The organism is Evansella halocellulosilytica (assembly GCF_002335745.1).
In the GTDB taxonomy this organism is placed as follows: Bacteria; Bacillota; Bacilli; order Bacillales; family Salisediminibacteriaceae; genus Bacillus_CA; species Bacillus_CA halocellulosilytica.
In genome coordinates, this window is sequence record NZ_NIST01000001.1 from 3,107,516 (window position 1) to 3,122,196 (window position 14,681).

Below are 14,681 nucleotides of genomic sequence, written 5' to 3' on the forward strand. Positions count from 1 at the left end.
GACGGCCTCTTTTTTAACATTAATTTTATTTAATTGCTCAAATCGCTTATGGCAGACGCTTTCCGCAGGCTCGGCCTCAACATCCCAAAACTCATTCCATTTGTTTTGGGTGATTTTCGGCTCGTGCTATTTTTGCAGGGAGTCGCCGCACAACTCTCTACAAAAAAGTGAAAAAGACTACAACAAACCAGTCACAGGATAGGGGAAAAACGTTGAGGTTTTAATTTCAAAATATCCTTTTGGAAGGAAGAAGACGCCGTCATTCAGAAGATCACCTAATCAGTGACCTTTTGAGATAGATTCTTTAAAACATAAAAAACCCGATTATCTAATCATGGTAATCGGGTTCATTTTATGATTAACGAGAATCCGTGAAGAAATAAGTCATTTCTGACTCATTGCGAAAGACTTTGCAAGCGAGACATTTTGCACAATCAATCCCCACTAATCATTTCCTTTTAAATTGAATTGGCTTTCACTAAACGGTGAGGGCTACTTTTATTTAACTAAGTTTTGTCTCAAATAATTTTCTTTGAAAATCTTACGTCAACCTTCCTGATGAGTCATAAATAGGACACGCTCTCATATATTTTTCAGTAGACAGTCATTTGATAAGAAAGAGGAGGAGAACGAATGAAAGAAATCATTAACGTTCTTCCAGAAGTTATAAGGAAATTAATCATTCAACAACCTGCTTCTCTTATGAAAGAAGTCGAGGAAATAAGGCTTCGTGTTCAACGACCAGTTGAAATAAGAACAGGCAAAACGTCTTTCGTGTTACCAGAGAAGACGACCCCTTATATTTTTACAGAAGATGATGCTAAGTTAATGCTTGGATTATTAAGTCAGCATTCTGTATATCGGCTCGAAGAAGAGCTAAAAAAGGGATATATAACGATCGCTGGAGGACATCGTGTTGGCCTTGCAGGCAGGGTTGTTATTGAGAAGGGTGGAGTGAAAGGGATTCGCGACATAAGTTCTTTTAACATCAGAATAGCAAGAGAGAAGAAAGGGGTATCTGATCCCTATATAGATCGGCTTCTCTTTAGGAAAAGCTGGTGCCATACGTTAATTATCGGTCCACCTAAAACAGGAAAAACGACGCTTTTACGTGACTTAGCTAGGAATATAAGTTTAGGGATTCACCGAAAGAATGTTCCACCGATGAATGTTGGAATCATTGATGAACGTTCAGAGATTGCCGGGTGTGTAAAAGGCGTACCTCAACACGAGTTTGGTACGAAAATCGATGTTTTAGACAGTTGTCCTAAAGCAGAAGGTCTCATGATGATGATTCGTTCGATGGGTCCAGAAGTATTAGTCGTGGATGAAGTAGGGAGAAAAGAGGATGGAGAAGCCATTTTAGAAGCAGTACATGCTGGAGTATCTGTCATCGCAACAGTCCACGGAAAAAACTTGGAGGACGTAAAGCATCGTCCGACGATCTCTCATTTATTGAATGAGCGAGTATTTGAACGAATCGTTGAAATAAATCCATTAACGAAAAAAGGGACCGTTCATTTTCTAGATAAAAGAAGAATGCAAGGCGTGATTCAGAGATGAAAATGATTGGGGCATTCATCATTATATTAGCTAGCACAATGCTAGGCTGGGAATTTGCAAGAAGGTTTACTCGGAGAAAACTTCAAATACGTAAACTTCGATTAGCTTTTGAATCACTTGAAGGTGAAATGGTCTTTTCAATGGCGCCACTATCTTCAGCTTGTGAAAAAGTCGCTTTGCAATCAACAGCTCCGATAAATGAACTGTTTCATCAAGTATCAGAAAAATTGATGATAGATGAAAGCTCGGCTCCAGAAATATGGGCAGAGTGCTTAAAAAACTGGAAGAAGAAAACAGACTTAGACAGTGCAGAGATAAACATTTTAGAACAGTTTGGTCAAACAATAGGTCAACAAGACATCGAAAATCAACGAAATCAAATTAGACTTGCCATTACTTATTTTGAACAAGAAGAGAAACATGCACAAGAGTCTGAAAAGAAATATGAATCTATGTACCGGAGTTTAGGGTTTCTTGGAGGGGTTCTCATCGTCATCATCATGATGTAAATGGGCAAAGGAGGAACAACATTGAATTATGATATAAGTTTAATATTTCAAATTGCGGGTGTTGGAATTGTCGTTGCAATGATTCATACAGTGTTGAAACAGATGGGAAAAGAAGAAATAGCAAATTGGGTAACATTAATTGCCTTTGTTGTCGTTTTATACATGGTTGCATCAGTCGTTGATGATTTATTTACGAAGATAAGAAGTGTATTCCTTTTCCAAAGCTGATAGGGGGTGATGGTCATTGAAATCATCCAAATCGTCGGCTTAGGGATGATCGCAACGTTTTTAGCACTCGTCGTGAAAGAGCATAAACCGATTTTCGCCTTTTTATTAACAGTATTTGTCGGTGTCATCATCTTTTTATTTTTAATCGATAAAATTGCACTCATTATTAACATGTTAGAAGAATTAGCGAATAATGCCAATATAAACCTCATGTATGTACAAACGATCTTGAAGATTATCGGAATCGCATATATTGCAGAATTCGGAGCACAAATCGCAAAAGATGCTGGGCAAGGTGCAATGGCTTCGAAGATTGAATTAGCAGGTAAAGTATTGATCATGGTAATGGCTATCCCAATTATTTCAGTTATCATCGAAACGATCATTGGATTAATTCCAAACTAATGGAGGGAGAAGGATGAAAAAGTTCATGTTTATTCTTGTCATTATGTTTTTAACGACCCTTCTCCCTCAATCTGTAATAGCTGAAGAACCTGTTACAGACAATGAGCAAGATGAAATGATGGAGTTACAGTTGGACAAGTTAGAGATTGATGAAATCGGTGAATTTTGGAATGATGTGATTCACGAATATGAAGGTTTTTTACCAGAGAGTCAAAGAGGAAATTTTATGGACTTTATTAAAGGAGACAAGCAGTTCTCACCTACAGCCTGGTTCCAAGGCTTACTTCGTTTTCTATTTCATGAAATTTTTGCAAACGGAAAACTCCTTGGCACATTAATCTTACTAGCTGTTTTCAGTATGATTTTAGCTCAGCTTCAACAAGCGTTTGAAAAACATTCTATTAGTAAAGTCGCTTATGCAATTACATTTATGGTTCTGCTTATCATCGCATTGAACAGTTTTCATTTAGCAATGGAGTTTACCCAAAACACGATAAAAGTAATGAGTAGTTTTATGGTGGCTATGGTCCCTCTCATTCTCGTTTTAATGGCTTCTGTTGGTAGTGTGACATCCGTAGCTTTATTTCACCCGATGGTCATGTTTCTCGTACACACAAGCGGACTTTTTATTCAATTTTTTGTATTACCGATGTTGTTTTTATCGACTTTGCTATACATCGTCAGCACAATGACAGAGCATTACAAAGTAACGAAACTAGCTCAATTTTTAAGGAATATAGCAGTCGGTGGTCTAGGAATCTTTTTAACTGTTTTCCTCGGTGTTTTATCAGTACAAGGAGCAACAGCAGCAGTAGCAGATGGAATTGCTGTTAAAACAGCCAAGTTTGTTACAGGGAACTTTGTTCCTGTCGTTGGAAGGATGTTTACCGATGCTGCAGATACAGTAATGGGTGCATCTGTGTTGTTAAAAAATACAGTAGGTGTTGCAGGACTCGCAGTGCTGCTACTCATTTGTGCGTTCCCAGCCTTAAAAGTGCTCTCATTAGCGATTATTTATACTTTTACAGCAGCTGTATTACAACCATTAGGCGGGGGACCAATTATTCAATGTTTATCAATTATCGGCAAGCAAATGCTCTTTATCTTTGCTGCCTTAGCAGCCGTCTCTCTTATGTTCTTTCTATCAATTACGATTATGATCATATCTGGCAATCTTTCTTTAATGATGCGATAACTTTACAAGAAAGGAGATAAGCCATGAGTGTTGTTACAGCATGGGTAACGAACATCATCATACTCATTTTATTTGCAACGATATTAGAGCTATTGCTGCCGAATTCAAAAATGCAGCGCTATGTCAAGTTAGTTGTCGGACTCATGCTTCTCATGGTTATGCTGCAACCAATTCTTTCAATTTTTCAAACAGACCCTGAAGAATGGTTGTCAGAAATGGCGGAATGGGGGACAGTCGACGAAGAAAACCAAATGAATGAAATCGAATCAAAGAAAAATGAAATAGAAATGGTACAAGATGCATATATTTCTGAACAAGCGGCTGTCCAATTAAAAAGACAAGTTGAAAGCAAGTTAATTGAACAATTTGAGGTGGTGCCAGTAGAAGTGGCGATGACACTTGAAACATCAAATACAGATGAAATTTTAGAAGAATACCCAGATGTACATGTCCTTCTTCAAAGAGTTGAAGAGGTACAGGAAGACGAGGAAATATCGGTCGTTACAATCGACCCTGTTGTCATCGATCAAGATGATGAAGAATTGGAAACAACAGACCATCCTCAAAATGATTTAGATGATGCGATCACCTCATTTCTCTCAAGTGAATGGAGTATTCCAGTAGAGAAAATACATGTTCAATGGAAAGGGGGGGAGGAATAGCATGGAAAAACAATCGAAGAATGACACATGGTTTACATCTTTTTCATTGAAAAAAAGTTCAAAAAAATTAAACGTGAAATATTTAGGGATTTTGCTGACAATCGGTGTTTTCTTTATGGTCGTTGGTATCATGATGCAAGATGATAATGATGGAACGGTTAGCCCAGTTATGCAAGAAGAAGGTGATGAAGTTGAACCTGGTGATAATACACCAGCATCAGTTTTTAATAAATCTGATGATCGTCCTGATTCAGCTATGTCCGAATACGAGGATTTTTATGAAAGTCAGCTTGAGCAAGCGTTAGAACAAGTGGTTGGTATAAGTGATGTATCCGTTTTTGTGAACTTAGAAGAATCAGAGAAAACGGTTTATCAAACAAATAAGAGTACAAAAGAACAGATAACGGAAGAAACAGATCGTGAAGGAGGGTCGAGAAACGTAGAGGATCGTACGAATGATGAGGAAGTAGTCATTATTCGAAATGGTGATAAGGAAGAACCGCTCGTAGAAAGAATTGAAAAACCGTCCATTAGAGGAGTGTTAGTTGTAGCGAAAGGTGTTGAAAACATACAAGTGAAAACGTGGGTCATTGAAGCAGTTAGTCGAGCACTTGATGTTCCTTCTCACCGTGTATCTGTATTACCGAAGAACTCAAAGGGGGAATCATAAATGGTATTAAAACGACAAACGGTATGGTTATTAACGATGTTAAGCTTAATTATTGTTCTTTCAGTTTACTACATTTCAATGGATCGTTTCCAAGGTCAACATGCGCTGGATGATGAAGATGAAACGACTGGTGAGGAACATGATGAGGTTAGTGAAAGCGATTTAGACTTGGACTGGATCGAAGATGAAGATGTGACGTTTATCGAATTAGAAGATGTGGATGATGTTCTTGGCCAACATTCACTATACTCGAACTCTAATGCAGAAGAAATGTTTGATATGTACCGCCTGCAACGTCAAGATGCTCGGGCGCGTATGAATGAGGAGTATTTAAATGTTTTCGACTCCGAGGAGGCATCTGCTGAAGTTCAAGTCCAAGCATTAGAACAATATGAAAGTCTTCAGTCTTTACAGCAGCAAGAAGAGCGTCTAGAAACGATGATTCGTGCAAAAGGATATGAGGATGCTCTCGTTATTACCGATGATAACCAAGTGAAAATTTATGTGAAGGCGGATGAGCTCACGAAAGAAGACGTTGTTGAAATTAACATGCTAGCATACGAGGAGTTAGGAGATAAAAATATCCGCGTTGGCTTCCAGCCAGATGATGGAAAAGAAGATCCTACTGAAGGTGAGGGATAAGAGGCTGGAACAAAACAGTCTCAATAAAATGTAAAAAGATTCCGGTTATCATGATTGATAATCGGAATCTTTTTTGATGTTTCTGCTTTCGGAGGAAATTCCCGAATATATGCTTTTGGGTTCTAAAACAACTGACGTACGGTAGCTTGATTCATAACCTTGAGCTAGCCACAGGATACGGACACTGTTTAATAACTGGGTTTTGCCATATCTTAACGATGGAAATGGTAGTACTGAAATAAATTTAATGACAAAAAACATGATTTTGTCTGATGATGGTGGTATAATACCGAGATGGAACAGAAACCCTTAACTTTATATAGTAATAGTGTTAAGGTCTGGATAGATAATGAAAGGGAGAGATGGTCCATGGAATGGTCTGACTTAACAGAAGGAGCGAAAGCAGTCCTTGAACAAACACGAAACATTAAAAATGACAAGATCCAAATTGTAGAATTTGAAGTCGGTTTTATTCAAAACGATGAAGTGGCAGAAGGAGAGCCGATCTCTATTCAAGAAGAAGATTATCAAAGTTTAAAGTCATTTACTCAAGAAAATGAGTATGGTGACAAGTATCATATGGCTCGTAACAAAAATATCGTGAAGATCATCTTATTAGAAAAAGGGAAAATACCTGAAAACTTATCTGAAATTCCGGTTTTTCGTGAATACAAAAATGACCGCCAAGAAAAAAATGAATATGCAGATGTAGATGAAAATTAAACTTAAAAGCTTTCTCTGTAACAAACGGAGGAAGCTTTTCTTAATTAAGAAAAATTATATAAATGTATTTGTTACTTTTTCCTGAATCCGTGCTGAAATAAATTATTCTTACTATAAATTCTAAAAATCTTACGATTTAACTTGGTAAAGTAAATCCCCGAAGCTGTTACTTGCGGACGCTTTCCATGGGCAACGCTTCAGTATAAGAATTATTATTTCGTTCAAATTTTTATTCACCAACTAGGTGTTATGATGAAATTTATTTTAGAAGACTCAGATGAAACGCTATCTACTCATTCAGGATTAGGTTTGATGGGTGTGCTTTTGTCCAAAGGCTTATTTGGTGTATTTAAAAGTAAGTCATTTTTGAAAAAACAGCTTGTATGACAGAAATCTACGAGACTCCTGCGGGAACAGCGAGCCAGGCAAGACCCGCAGAAGCAAAGCGACGAGGAGGCTTGCGGTTCGCCCGTGGAAAGCGAGTGATGCATGGAATACAAGCCCACTGTCACGGATTCAGGCTTTTATCAAAGTGCGTGGCGGAAAGGGTTTATCATGTTTATTTTGTATGAAGGTTGTTGAAAATGGTTATAAATGTACAACAATTTTGAATGTTATTTAAAAAGGCTGCGATATCATAAGTTTCGAATAAAGGAAAATTCTAAGTAAAAAAAGGTTTTCATTTTCAATGTTTTGAGGTAGCATATTTTTTAGGACTTGCTCATAAGACAAACTGAAAATTGCAGCATTCATTAGAAAATGATATTTTTGTTATAAAATAATGCATGTAAGCGTTTTAAATTGTAAATAGGAGTGATTGACATGTTGAAAATTCAGGAAATTCGTGAACTAATTAAGCTTATTGATCAATCTTCAATTAATGAATTCAAGTTTGAACAAAGCGGGTCCAAAGTAACGCTTAGAAAAGAAATAAAAGGTAACGTTACACAGCAAGGCCAAAAGACTACTGCAATTAATGAGGAACCGCAATTTGTTACAACCGTAACATCTCCTGTACAAGAGCAAGTTCAAGCGACAACTCAGCCAAAGAACGAAGTGAGCGAACAGCCAGTAAAAGAAAAAACGGAAGAAACGGTTTCTGACCGTTCAGGGTTACATACAATTACTTCACCGATGGTAGGTACATTTTATGCTGCGCCTTCACCTGATGCTGATCCATATGTACAAACAGGAGACAAAGTAAAGTCAAATTCTGTCGTTTGTATCGTAGAAGCAATGAAACTGATGAATGAAATTGAAGCAGAAGTAAACGGTGAAATCGTAGAAGTATTAGTAGAAAATGGACAACTTGTAGAATATGGTCAAGAAATGTTCTTGGTTAAGCCGGAATAGGGGATGGTCGAATGATCAGAAAAGTACTAGTAGCCAATCGAGGAGAAATTGCTGTTCGAGTTATAAGAGCATGTAAAGAACTAGGGATTGAAACGGTTGCGGTCTTTTCAACTGCTGATAGTGATGCCCTTCATGTGAGGCTTGCTGATGAAGCATATTGTATAGGCCCTACCTCATCGACAGACAGTTACCTCAACTTTACAAATATTATGAGTGTAGCTACATTAACAGAAGTTGATGCGATACACCCAGGTTATGGATTCTTGTCTGAAAATGCAGACTTCGCAGAAATTTGTGCTGCATGTAAAATTACATTTATCGGACCGTCACCTGAAGCAATCAGCCAAATGGGGACAAAAGATGTTGCGAGAACAACCATGAAAAATGCCGGAGTTCCAACTGTTCCAGGTTCAGATGGAATCATTGAAAACATCGATGAAGGATTGCGTGTTGCGGATGGAATTGGATACCCGGTTATTATAAAAGCAACTGCTGGCGGTGGCGGTAAAGGGATTAGAGTTGCACGAGATGAAGAGGAACTGAAAAAAGGAATTTCAGTTACTCAGACTGAAGCAAAAGCTAACTTCGGTAATCCAGGCGTTTATCTTGAGAAATACATTGAAGATTTTCGCCACGTTGAAATCCAAGTTATGGCTGATACTTATGGAAATGTCATACACCTCGGAGAACGGGATTGTACAATACAACGTAGACTTCAGAAGTTAGTTGAAGAGACTCCTTCACCAGCTATCGATGAAACAATGAGAAAAGAGATGGGCGAAGCGGCTGTAAAAGCTGCACAAGCCGTTAATTATGTAGGTGCAGGGACGATCGAATTTATTTATGATCATCGAGAGAAGCAATTTTACTTTATGGAAATGAATACACGTATTCAAGTAGAGCATCCAGTGACAGAAATGGTTACAGGTATTGACTTAATAAAGGAACAGATTTTAGTTGCGTCAGGAGAAAAGCTTTCTTATACTCAAGAGGAAGTCACTTTTAACGGATGGGCAATTGAGTGTCGAATTAATGCTGAAAATCCTGATAAGAACTTTATGCCATCTCCAGGACGAATTAATATGTATTTACCGCCCGGAGGTCTAGGAGTTAGAATTGATAGTGCTGCTTTCCCTGGCTATATGATCCCTCCATATTATGACTCTATGATTGCAAAAGTCATAAGTTATGGAGAAACGAGAGAAGAAGCTATTTCACGAATGAAGCGAGCACTTGGGGAATTTGTCATTGAAGGAATAGATACAACGATTCCATTCCACATACGATTATTTAATCATGAAGTCTTTGTTGGTGGTGACTTTAATACGAAATTTTTGGAACAATACTCTTTAAATCCAGAGGGAGAAGAGTAAAATTCTGAAAGGTGGAGGAATATGGATAATCATTTAATTCACATGTCTGAAGACAAAGATGAACTAGGGAAAGTTGAAATATCTCCTGAAGTCATTGAGGTCATTACAGGCTTAGCTGCTTCAGAAGTTGAAGGGGTTGCAACGATGAGAGGCAACTTTGCTGCAGGTGTTGCCGAACGGCTTGGCAGAAAAAACAATCATGGAAAAGGTGTAAAAGTTGACCTGCAAGATGATGGAATAGCTGTTGAAATTTATGTTGTTACGAATTACGGTGTTTCTATTCCTGAAGTGTGTAAAAAAATTCAAGAAAACATTTATCAAACGATAAAAAACATGACTGCTATTCAATTAACAGCTGTTAATGTCCATGTAGTCGGTATTCAGTTAGAGTCAAAAGCAGATCCTGAAACGAATACAAAAAAAGAGCATGGAGCATAAGCTTTACTCTTTAAGACCTGACTCAATCAAGCAGAGTTTTTATACTTGATCACTTGAGTCAGGTCTTTTCTGTCGATTGTTTAAATTTGATGATGAAATTATTTGTTTTTGTCTAGGGACAAACTGTATTCAACGATTAACTTATGCTATGATCATGAGTGGATAATAATTATTGATTAAAGATTTTTAGGTACGTTCATAAAGGGCTATCGTAAGTATCAGCGAATTGATCGTCAAAATACGATGTTTTAAAGTTGTTAAGTCTTTTTGAACAGCATGATAAAGGAGATATAAACTAATGAATCGAAGAGTTGCAAGAATTAAAGCCGTTCAATCTTTATATCAAGTTGAAATGACTTCTGTTGATCCAAATGAAGCTATTCAATCGGTATTAGAAGAGGGGGAAGAAGCTTCATCATTTTTGTTCGACCTTGTTTCTGGAACGATTAAACATCAACGTGAAATTGATATGTTGTTAGATGAAGCATTAGAAAACTGGTCACTTAACCGGATCGCACGCGTAGATCGGGCGATTATGAGGCTTGCAGTGTTTGAAATGAAGTGGATAGAAGATATTCCGCAAAATGTCAGTATAAATGAGGCAATCGATTTAGCGAAAGGGTTTAGCGGTGATGAAGAACCAGGCCGTTTTGTAAATGGAGTTTTATCAAAAGTTGAGAAATCGTTACAGCAATAATTGAGAGGTTAAAGTGAAGCATTTCATACGTTTCTTTTACGTGTGAAGCTCGTCGATCACATTTTTCACGAACATATAGGTTTTATCAAAGAGGTATCACTTATTGTCCATACAACTTTCATGATCATTAAGGGGGAGATGAAATGTCAGCAATTATTATTTCAGGAAAAGAATTAGCAAGAACGAAAAGAGAAGGAATGAAACAAGAGGTTGAAGGGTTGACAAAAGAAGGGATTAAGCCGGGATTAGCAGTTATATTAATCGGTGAGGACCCAGCTTCTCAATCATATGTACGCTCAAAACAAAAGTCATGTAATGAAATCGGGATTCATTCTGAATTGTTTGAACTTCCATCGAGCACTTCTCAAGAAGAGTTGTTAACTCGAATTCAAGATTTAAATGAAGCTGACCATATTCATGGAATCCTCGTACAATTGCCTTTACCTGAACATATATCCGAAGATGCTGTCATTGAGGCAATAGATCCATCGAAGGATGTTGATGGTTTCCATCCGATTAATATCGGTAAAATGATGATAGGTCAAGAATCATTCCTTCCTTGTACACCTTTTGGAATTGTAGAAATGATCAAGTCAAAAGAAATAGAAATTACCGGTAAACATGTTGTCGTTGTTGGCAGAAGCAATATTGTTGGCAAGCCTGTTGGTCATTTATTATTAAATGAAAATGCTACTGTTACATACTGCCATTCTCGTACGAAGAATATGAAGGAGATGACTCGTTCTGCGGATATTCTTATCGTTGCTGTTGGTAAAGCCCACTTTTTAGATGCAGATGCGATTAAAGAAGGGGCAGTTGTGATAGATGTTGGTGTAAACCGAAATAGTGAAGGTAAACTAGTTGGAGATGTTGTATTTGATCGTGCGAGAGAAGTTGCTTCATACATTACACCTGTACCAGGCGGGGTTGGACCGATGACGATTACGATGCTTTTACATAATACGATTGAATCTGCTAAGCGATCAATAAAATAAGGGGCTATTCCATGAATCAAGAAATATTATCTGTCAGTGAATTAACAAGGTTTATAAAACGTTTAATTGATGGAGAACCTCATTTACAAAATATTTGGATTCGGGCAGAAATCTCTAATTTTAAAAGACATAGCAGAGGTCATATGTATTTCACTTTAAAAGATGACCAATCACGGATCAATTCAGTCATGTTCGCAGGAAACAATCGTTTTTTAAAGTTTTCTCCTGAGAATGGAATGAGTGTTTTAGTAAGAGGGGACATTTCTGTTTATGAACCTCATGGTCAATACCAGTTTTACGTGAAAGAAATGCAGCCTGATGGAATTGGCAATTTATATTTAGCCTACGAAGAATTAAAAAAGAAACTTGAGCTTGCAGGTTATTTTTCACCAAAGCGAAAGAAACCAATCCCAAATATTCCTGAATCTATCGCAGTGATCACATCACCTACTGGAGCGGCAGTCAAAGATATTATGACAACATTAAATAGACGTTATCCGCATGTGAATATTACGCTACTCCCAGTTCTCGTCCAAGGACCTGGAGCCGCACCGTCGGTGGCAAGAGCAATACAGCAAGCAAATGAAGCGAAAATGTTTGATGTATTAATTGTTGGTAGGGGTGGAGGTTCATTAGAAGAATTATGGGCTTTTAATGAACAGATTGTGGCTGACGCCATTTATCATTCAACGATACCAGTGATTTCGGCAGTAGGGCATGAGACAGACATTACGATTAGTGACTTTGTTGCAGATTTGCGTGCTCCAACACCGACTGCCGCAGCAGAGTTAGCTGTACCAGACATGATGGAATTAAGGGCTTCTGTAGCTAATAAACAAGATAGGCTAATGCGTGCGATCAATACGAACATATCGTCTAAAAAAGAGAGACTCGCTTATTTATCGAAATCATATGCATTTCGATATCCTAAACAGCTTATCGAGCAAAAAGAGCAAGATTTGGACCGACATGTAGAAATGTTGCGAAAAGAAACGTTAAGAATCATTGACAATCGTAAAAGTAATCTCACTCAGCATTCTGCTAGACTTAAGCGTAGCCATCCACTTCGTTTGCTTCATGATGCGAAGTTGAGGCAAAATCAATTAACGAGTGAACTTAAGAAGAGGATGGAACAAATTGTGAATGACAAGCGATCTTCTTTTTCATTACAAGTTTCGAAATTACAAGTGTTAAGTCCCTTAAGAGTAATGGAGCGAGGATATAGTCTTGCATACAAAGACGATGATAAGTTAATTAAAAGTATTCATGATACATCTACTTATGATCACATAAGTATTCAATTGCAAGATGGTCTATTAGATTGTCAAGTTAACGGAAAGCAGGAAAAAGAATTATCAAAAGTTAGCTGGGGTGAACAGGATGAACGATGAAGTGAAAGAGCATGAACAATTAACATTTGAAGAAGCAATGGATAAGCTTGAATCTGTAGTTGGGAAACTTGAAGAAGGAGATGTTCCGCTCGAAGAAGCAATTTCAATGTTTCAAGAAGGAATGGAACTATCAAAATATTGCCATGACCGATTACAATCTGTTGAAAAACAAATGACAAAAGTTTTAAATGAAGACGGAGAAGTTTCTACTTTGGATGTAGATGAGGAGAAGTCAGAGTGATACACCGCGAACTAGATCATTTTATGAAAATTGAGAAACAGAATATCGAACGAAAGCTGCCTGAATATATTGAACGATTGTATGCGCCTATGAAGCTCAAAGAGTCTATGAAGTACTCACTTGAAGCAGGTGGAAAACGTGTAAGACCAATTCTGCTATTAGCAACATTAAAAGGGTTTGGGAAACCGTTGGAACAAGGGTATGATGTAGCGTGTGCGTTAGAAATGATCCATACGTATTCGTTAATTCATGACGATCTTCCTTCTATGGATGATGACGATTTAAGACGAGGGAAGCCAACGAATCATATCGTTTATGGAGAAGCGTTGGCAACTCTTGCAGGTGATGCGTTACTAACAGAAAGTTTTCACATTATCTCTTCCTCAAATATCTTATCGGCTGAAACGAAGCTTAATATTATTAAAAGAGTGTCAAGCGCTGTCGGTCCAGAAGGGATGGTTGGCGGTCAAGTAGAAGATATGGAGGCAGAAGATCAAGAGTTAATCGTAGAACAATTACAAAATATTCATCATAGGAAAACTGGAGATTTATTAAAAGTTGCAGTAGAAGCAGGAGCAATGATTGCAGGGGCTAAAGAAGGAGAAATAGCCTTGCTTAAGAAGTATGCTCAGCACGTAGGTCTAGCTTTTCAAATTAAAGATGATATTTTAGATGTTGAAGGTGATGAATCTGAAATCGGAAAGCCGATCGGCAGTGATGAAGAAAACGGTAAAAATACGTATCCTAAACTGTTAGGGTTAGAAAATGCAAAGAGAAAGCTAGATTATCACTTAGATGAAGCAAAAAGCTGCTTATATAAGACGACCATGAATCATACATTATTAGAAGAGATAGCAGATTACATTGGTTCAAGAGTTCAGTAATCGAATCATAATAGAAAGCATTACCAGCGATAGTAAAATGTAGTTGTATATACATTGGTTGTTAGTTGTCCTGCGATATTCTATCATGTTATAATATAGTTACCGAGTGGTGCAGTATTCTAGTCGGTTCTCCATTTTCGAAAGCGGGCCTAAAAATCCGCTAAAGGGCACATCGATGAAGTTCCTAGTTTTGGCTTGAGGCGCCCAGCCTTGGGTCCTAATTGGGAGTAAAGGCTGTAGGGCGATCCACAATGGCATGTGGGCGATGACCCTGCAGCCGCGGAGGCCTTTCGTTGTGGCAACCGTGCCCGCGGATTGCTATAATGCAAGGTATGAACCTGCTATGCAAGTATGGGAACTTGTGAGCAGCGTAGCCTGCCTTGAGTGGGGGAGAGGGGATTATGAATGACTAGGTTGTATAACGAACGGTCTTATTCATATGAAATCAACCCTGCAAAAGAGGATAGAAAATGGCTAAGGAACTGTTGAGGAAAACTCCTAGACTGTTTCACTCTGGACATTTAAAGGGGATTATAGTACGTTCTAAGTGGTAATCCAGTCTGACGTATGGTGACAACGTCAAGGTAGGCTTAAAAGGAAACTGCCATAGCGGCGACGCTGCGGTGCCTGCTTGGGAAAACCTACTGGACCTAAGGCGTAGTTTTTACTCTTTAAATGACCACTCGGATACATAACGATGGCAATGAAATGA

Annotated in this window: 18 protein-coding genes; all 18 read left to right on the plus strand. The window is 38.0% G+C overall.

The genetic code is table 11. The features are described from left to right. Window positions 1-633 precede the first annotated feature (633 nt). Window positions 634-1,563 carry a stage III sporulation protein AA gene (gene spoIIIAA / locus CD001_RS14890; protein ID WP_096188461.1) on the plus strand — a complete coding sequence of 310 codons (930 nt, stop codon included), beginning with the start codon at window positions 634-636 and terminating at the stop codon, window positions 1,561-1,563. Then, window positions 1,560-2,072 (plus strand): stage III sporulation protein SpoIIIAB, encoded by a 513-nt coding sequence (spoIIIAB, locus tag CD001_RS14895; RefSeq protein ID WP_096188462.1) that lies wholly within the window; start codon window positions 1,560-1,562, stop codon window positions 2,070-2,072. The genes spoIIIAA and spoIIIAB overlap by 4 nt, the downstream gene beginning before the upstream one ends. Before the next feature lie 21 nt (window positions 2,073-2,093). Beyond that, window positions 2,094-2,300 carry a stage III sporulation protein AC gene (gene spoIIIAC, locus CD001_RS14900; protein WP_096190624.1) on the plus strand — a complete coding sequence of 69 codons (207 nt, stop codon included), beginning with the start codon at window positions 2,094-2,096 and terminating at the stop codon, window positions 2,298-2,300. 9 nt (window positions 2,301-2,309) lie between these two features. Beyond that, window positions 2,310-2,705, plus strand: a complete 396-nt coding sequence (gene spoIIIAD, locus CD001_RS14905; protein ID WP_096188463.1) for a stage III sporulation protein AD — start codon at window positions 2,310-2,312, stop codon at window positions 2,703-2,705. A gap of 13 nt (window positions 2,706-2,718) precedes the next feature. After that, a complete protein-coding gene (gene spoIIIAE / locus CD001_RS14910; protein WP_096188464.1) occupies window positions 2,719-3,900 on the plus strand; it encodes a stage III sporulation protein AE in 1,182 nt (393 codons plus the stop codon). 23 nt (window positions 3,901-3,923) lie between these two features. Then, window positions 3,924-4,562, plus strand: coding sequence for a stage III sporulation protein AF (spoIIIAF, locus tag CD001_RS14915; RefSeq protein WP_096188465.1), 639 nt, complete (start codon window positions 3,924-3,926; stop codon window positions 4,560-4,562). A gap of 1 nt (window position 4,563) precedes the next feature. Further along, window positions 4,564-5,232: a stage III sporulation protein AG gene (gene spoIIIAG, locus CD001_RS14920; RefSeq protein ID WP_096188466.1), complete on the plus strand. Its 669-nt coding sequence runs from the start codon at window positions 4,564-4,566 to the stop codon at window positions 5,230-5,232. Next, on the plus strand, window positions 5,233-5,874 hold the full coding sequence (locus CD001_RS14925; protein WP_096188467.1) for a SpoIIIAH-like family protein: 642 nt from the start codon (window positions 5,233-5,235) through the stop codon (window positions 5,872-5,874). It begins immediately after the preceding gene. Window positions 5,875-6,243: 369 nt separating this feature from the next. Next, on the plus strand, window positions 6,244-6,597 hold the full coding sequence (locus CD001_RS14930; RefSeq protein ID WP_096188468.1) for a hypothetical protein: 354 nt from the start codon (window positions 6,244-6,246) through the stop codon (window positions 6,595-6,597). Window positions 6,598-6,846: 249 nt separating this feature from the next. Next, window positions 6,847-6,984, plus strand: a complete 138-nt coding sequence (locus CD001_RS26700) for a hypothetical protein (protein ID WP_218839253.1) — start codon at window positions 6,847-6,849, stop codon at window positions 6,982-6,984. A 435-nt stretch (window positions 6,985-7,419) separates the two neighbouring features. After that, window positions 7,420-7,950 carry an acetyl-CoA carboxylase biotin carboxyl carrier protein gene (accB, locus tag CD001_RS14935; protein ID WP_096188469.1) on the plus strand — a complete coding sequence of 177 codons (531 nt, stop codon included), beginning with the start codon at window positions 7,420-7,422 and terminating at the stop codon, window positions 7,948-7,950. 11 nt (window positions 7,951-7,961) lie between these two features. Next, window positions 7,962-9,323 carry an acetyl-CoA carboxylase biotin carboxylase subunit gene (gene accC / locus CD001_RS14940; RefSeq protein ID WP_096188470.1) on the plus strand — a complete coding sequence of 454 codons (1,362 nt, stop codon included), beginning with the start codon at window positions 7,962-7,964 and terminating at the stop codon, window positions 9,321-9,323. Window positions 9,324-9,344: 21 nt separating this feature from the next. Next, entirely contained in the window at window positions 9,345-9,761 is a 417-nt protein-coding gene (locus CD001_RS14945) for an Asp23/Gls24 family envelope stress response protein (protein WP_096188471.1), read from the plus strand. A gap of 298 nt (window positions 9,762-10,059) precedes the next feature. Then, window positions 10,060-10,458, plus strand: coding sequence for a transcription antitermination factor NusB (gene nusB, locus CD001_RS14950; RefSeq protein WP_096188472.1), 399 nt, complete (start codon window positions 10,060-10,062; stop codon window positions 10,456-10,458). A gap of 143 nt (window positions 10,459-10,601) precedes the next feature. Continuing rightward, window positions 10,602-11,453: a bifunctional methylenetetrahydrofolate dehydrogenase/methenyltetrahydrofolate cyclohydrolase FolD gene (gene folD / locus CD001_RS14955; RefSeq protein ID WP_096188473.1), complete on the plus strand. Its 852-nt coding sequence runs from the start codon at window positions 10,602-10,604 to the stop codon at window positions 11,451-11,453. 11 nt (window positions 11,454-11,464) lie between these two features. Then, entirely contained in the window at window positions 11,465-12,844 is a 1,380-nt protein-coding gene (xseA, locus tag CD001_RS14960; protein WP_096188474.1) for an exodeoxyribonuclease VII large subunit, read from the plus strand. Continuing rightward, the gene (locus tag CD001_RS14965; protein WP_096188475.1) at window positions 12,834-13,085 is read left to right on the plus strand and encodes an exodeoxyribonuclease VII small subunit; all 252 of its coding nucleotides are present in this window, start codon (window positions 12,834-12,836) and stop codon (window positions 13,083-13,085) included. The genes xseA and CD001_RS14965 overlap by 11 nt, the downstream gene beginning before the upstream one ends. Beyond that, window positions 13,082-13,969 (plus strand): polyprenyl synthetase family protein, encoded by an 888-nt coding sequence (locus CD001_RS14970; protein WP_257009822.1) that lies wholly within the window; start codon window positions 13,082-13,084, stop codon window positions 13,967-13,969. The genes CD001_RS14965 and CD001_RS14970 overlap by 4 nt, the downstream gene beginning before the upstream one ends. The last annotated feature ends 712 nt before the right edge of the window (window positions 13,970-14,681 follow it).

What these genes read in the sequence shown, in the direction of transcription:
- CD001_RS14925 (WP_096188467.1), top strand. Translation starts at nt 5,233, where the DNA reads ATGGTATTAAAACGACAAACGGTATGGTTATTAACGATGTTAAGCTTA.
- CD001_RS26700 (WP_218839253.1), top strand. Translation starts at nt 6,847, where the DNA reads ATGATGAAATTTATTTTAGAAGACTCAGATGAAACGCTATCTACTCAT.
- spoIIIAD (WP_096188463.1), top strand. Translation starts at nt 2,310, where the DNA reads ATGGTCATTGAAATCATCCAAATCGTCGGCTTAGGGATGATCGCAACG.
- accC (WP_096188470.1), top strand. Translation starts at nt 7,962, where the DNA reads ATGATCAGAAAAGTACTAGTAGCCAATCGAGGAGAAATTGCTGTTCGA.
- spoIIIAF (WP_096188465.1), top strand. Translation starts at nt 3,924, where the DNA reads ATGAGTGTTGTTACAGCATGGGTAACGAACATCATCATACTCATTTTA.
- CD001_RS14965 (WP_096188475.1), top strand. Translation starts at nt 12,834, where the DNA reads ATGAACGATGAAGTGAAAGAGCATGAACAATTAACATTTGAAGAAGCA.
- nusB (WP_096188472.1), top strand. Translation starts at nt 10,060, where the DNA reads ATGAATCGAAGAGTTGCAAGAATTAAAGCCGTTCAATCTTTATATCAA.
- spoIIIAG (WP_096188466.1), top strand. Translation starts at nt 4,564, where the DNA reads ATGGAAAAACAATCGAAGAATGACACATGGTTTACATCTTTTTCATTG.
- CD001_RS14945 (WP_096188471.1), top strand. Translation starts at nt 9,345, where the DNA reads ATGGATAATCATTTAATTCACATGTCTGAAGACAAAGATGAACTAGGG.
- accB (WP_096188469.1), top strand. Translation starts at nt 7,420, where the DNA reads ATGTTGAAAATTCAGGAAATTCGTGAACTAATTAAGCTTATTGATCAA.
- folD (WP_096188473.1), top strand. Translation starts at nt 10,602, where the DNA reads ATGTCAGCAATTATTATTTCAGGAAAAGAATTAGCAAGAACGAAAAGA.
- xseA (WP_096188474.1), top strand. Translation starts at nt 11,465, where the DNA reads ATGAATCAAGAAATATTATCTGTCAGTGAATTAACAAGGTTTATAAAA.
- CD001_RS14930 (WP_096188468.1), top strand. Translation starts at nt 6,244, where the DNA reads ATGGAATGGTCTGACTTAACAGAAGGAGCGAAAGCAGTCCTTGAACAA.
- spoIIIAA (WP_096188461.1), top strand. Translation starts at nt 634, where the DNA reads ATGAAAGAAATCATTAACGTTCTTCCAGAAGTTATAAGGAAATTAATC.
- spoIIIAE (WP_096188464.1), top strand. Translation starts at nt 2,719, where the DNA reads ATGAAAAAGTTCATGTTTATTCTTGTCATTATGTTTTTAACGACCCTT.
- spoIIIAB (WP_096188462.1), top strand. Translation starts at nt 1,560, where the DNA reads ATGAAAATGATTGGGGCATTCATCATTATATTAGCTAGCACAATGCTA.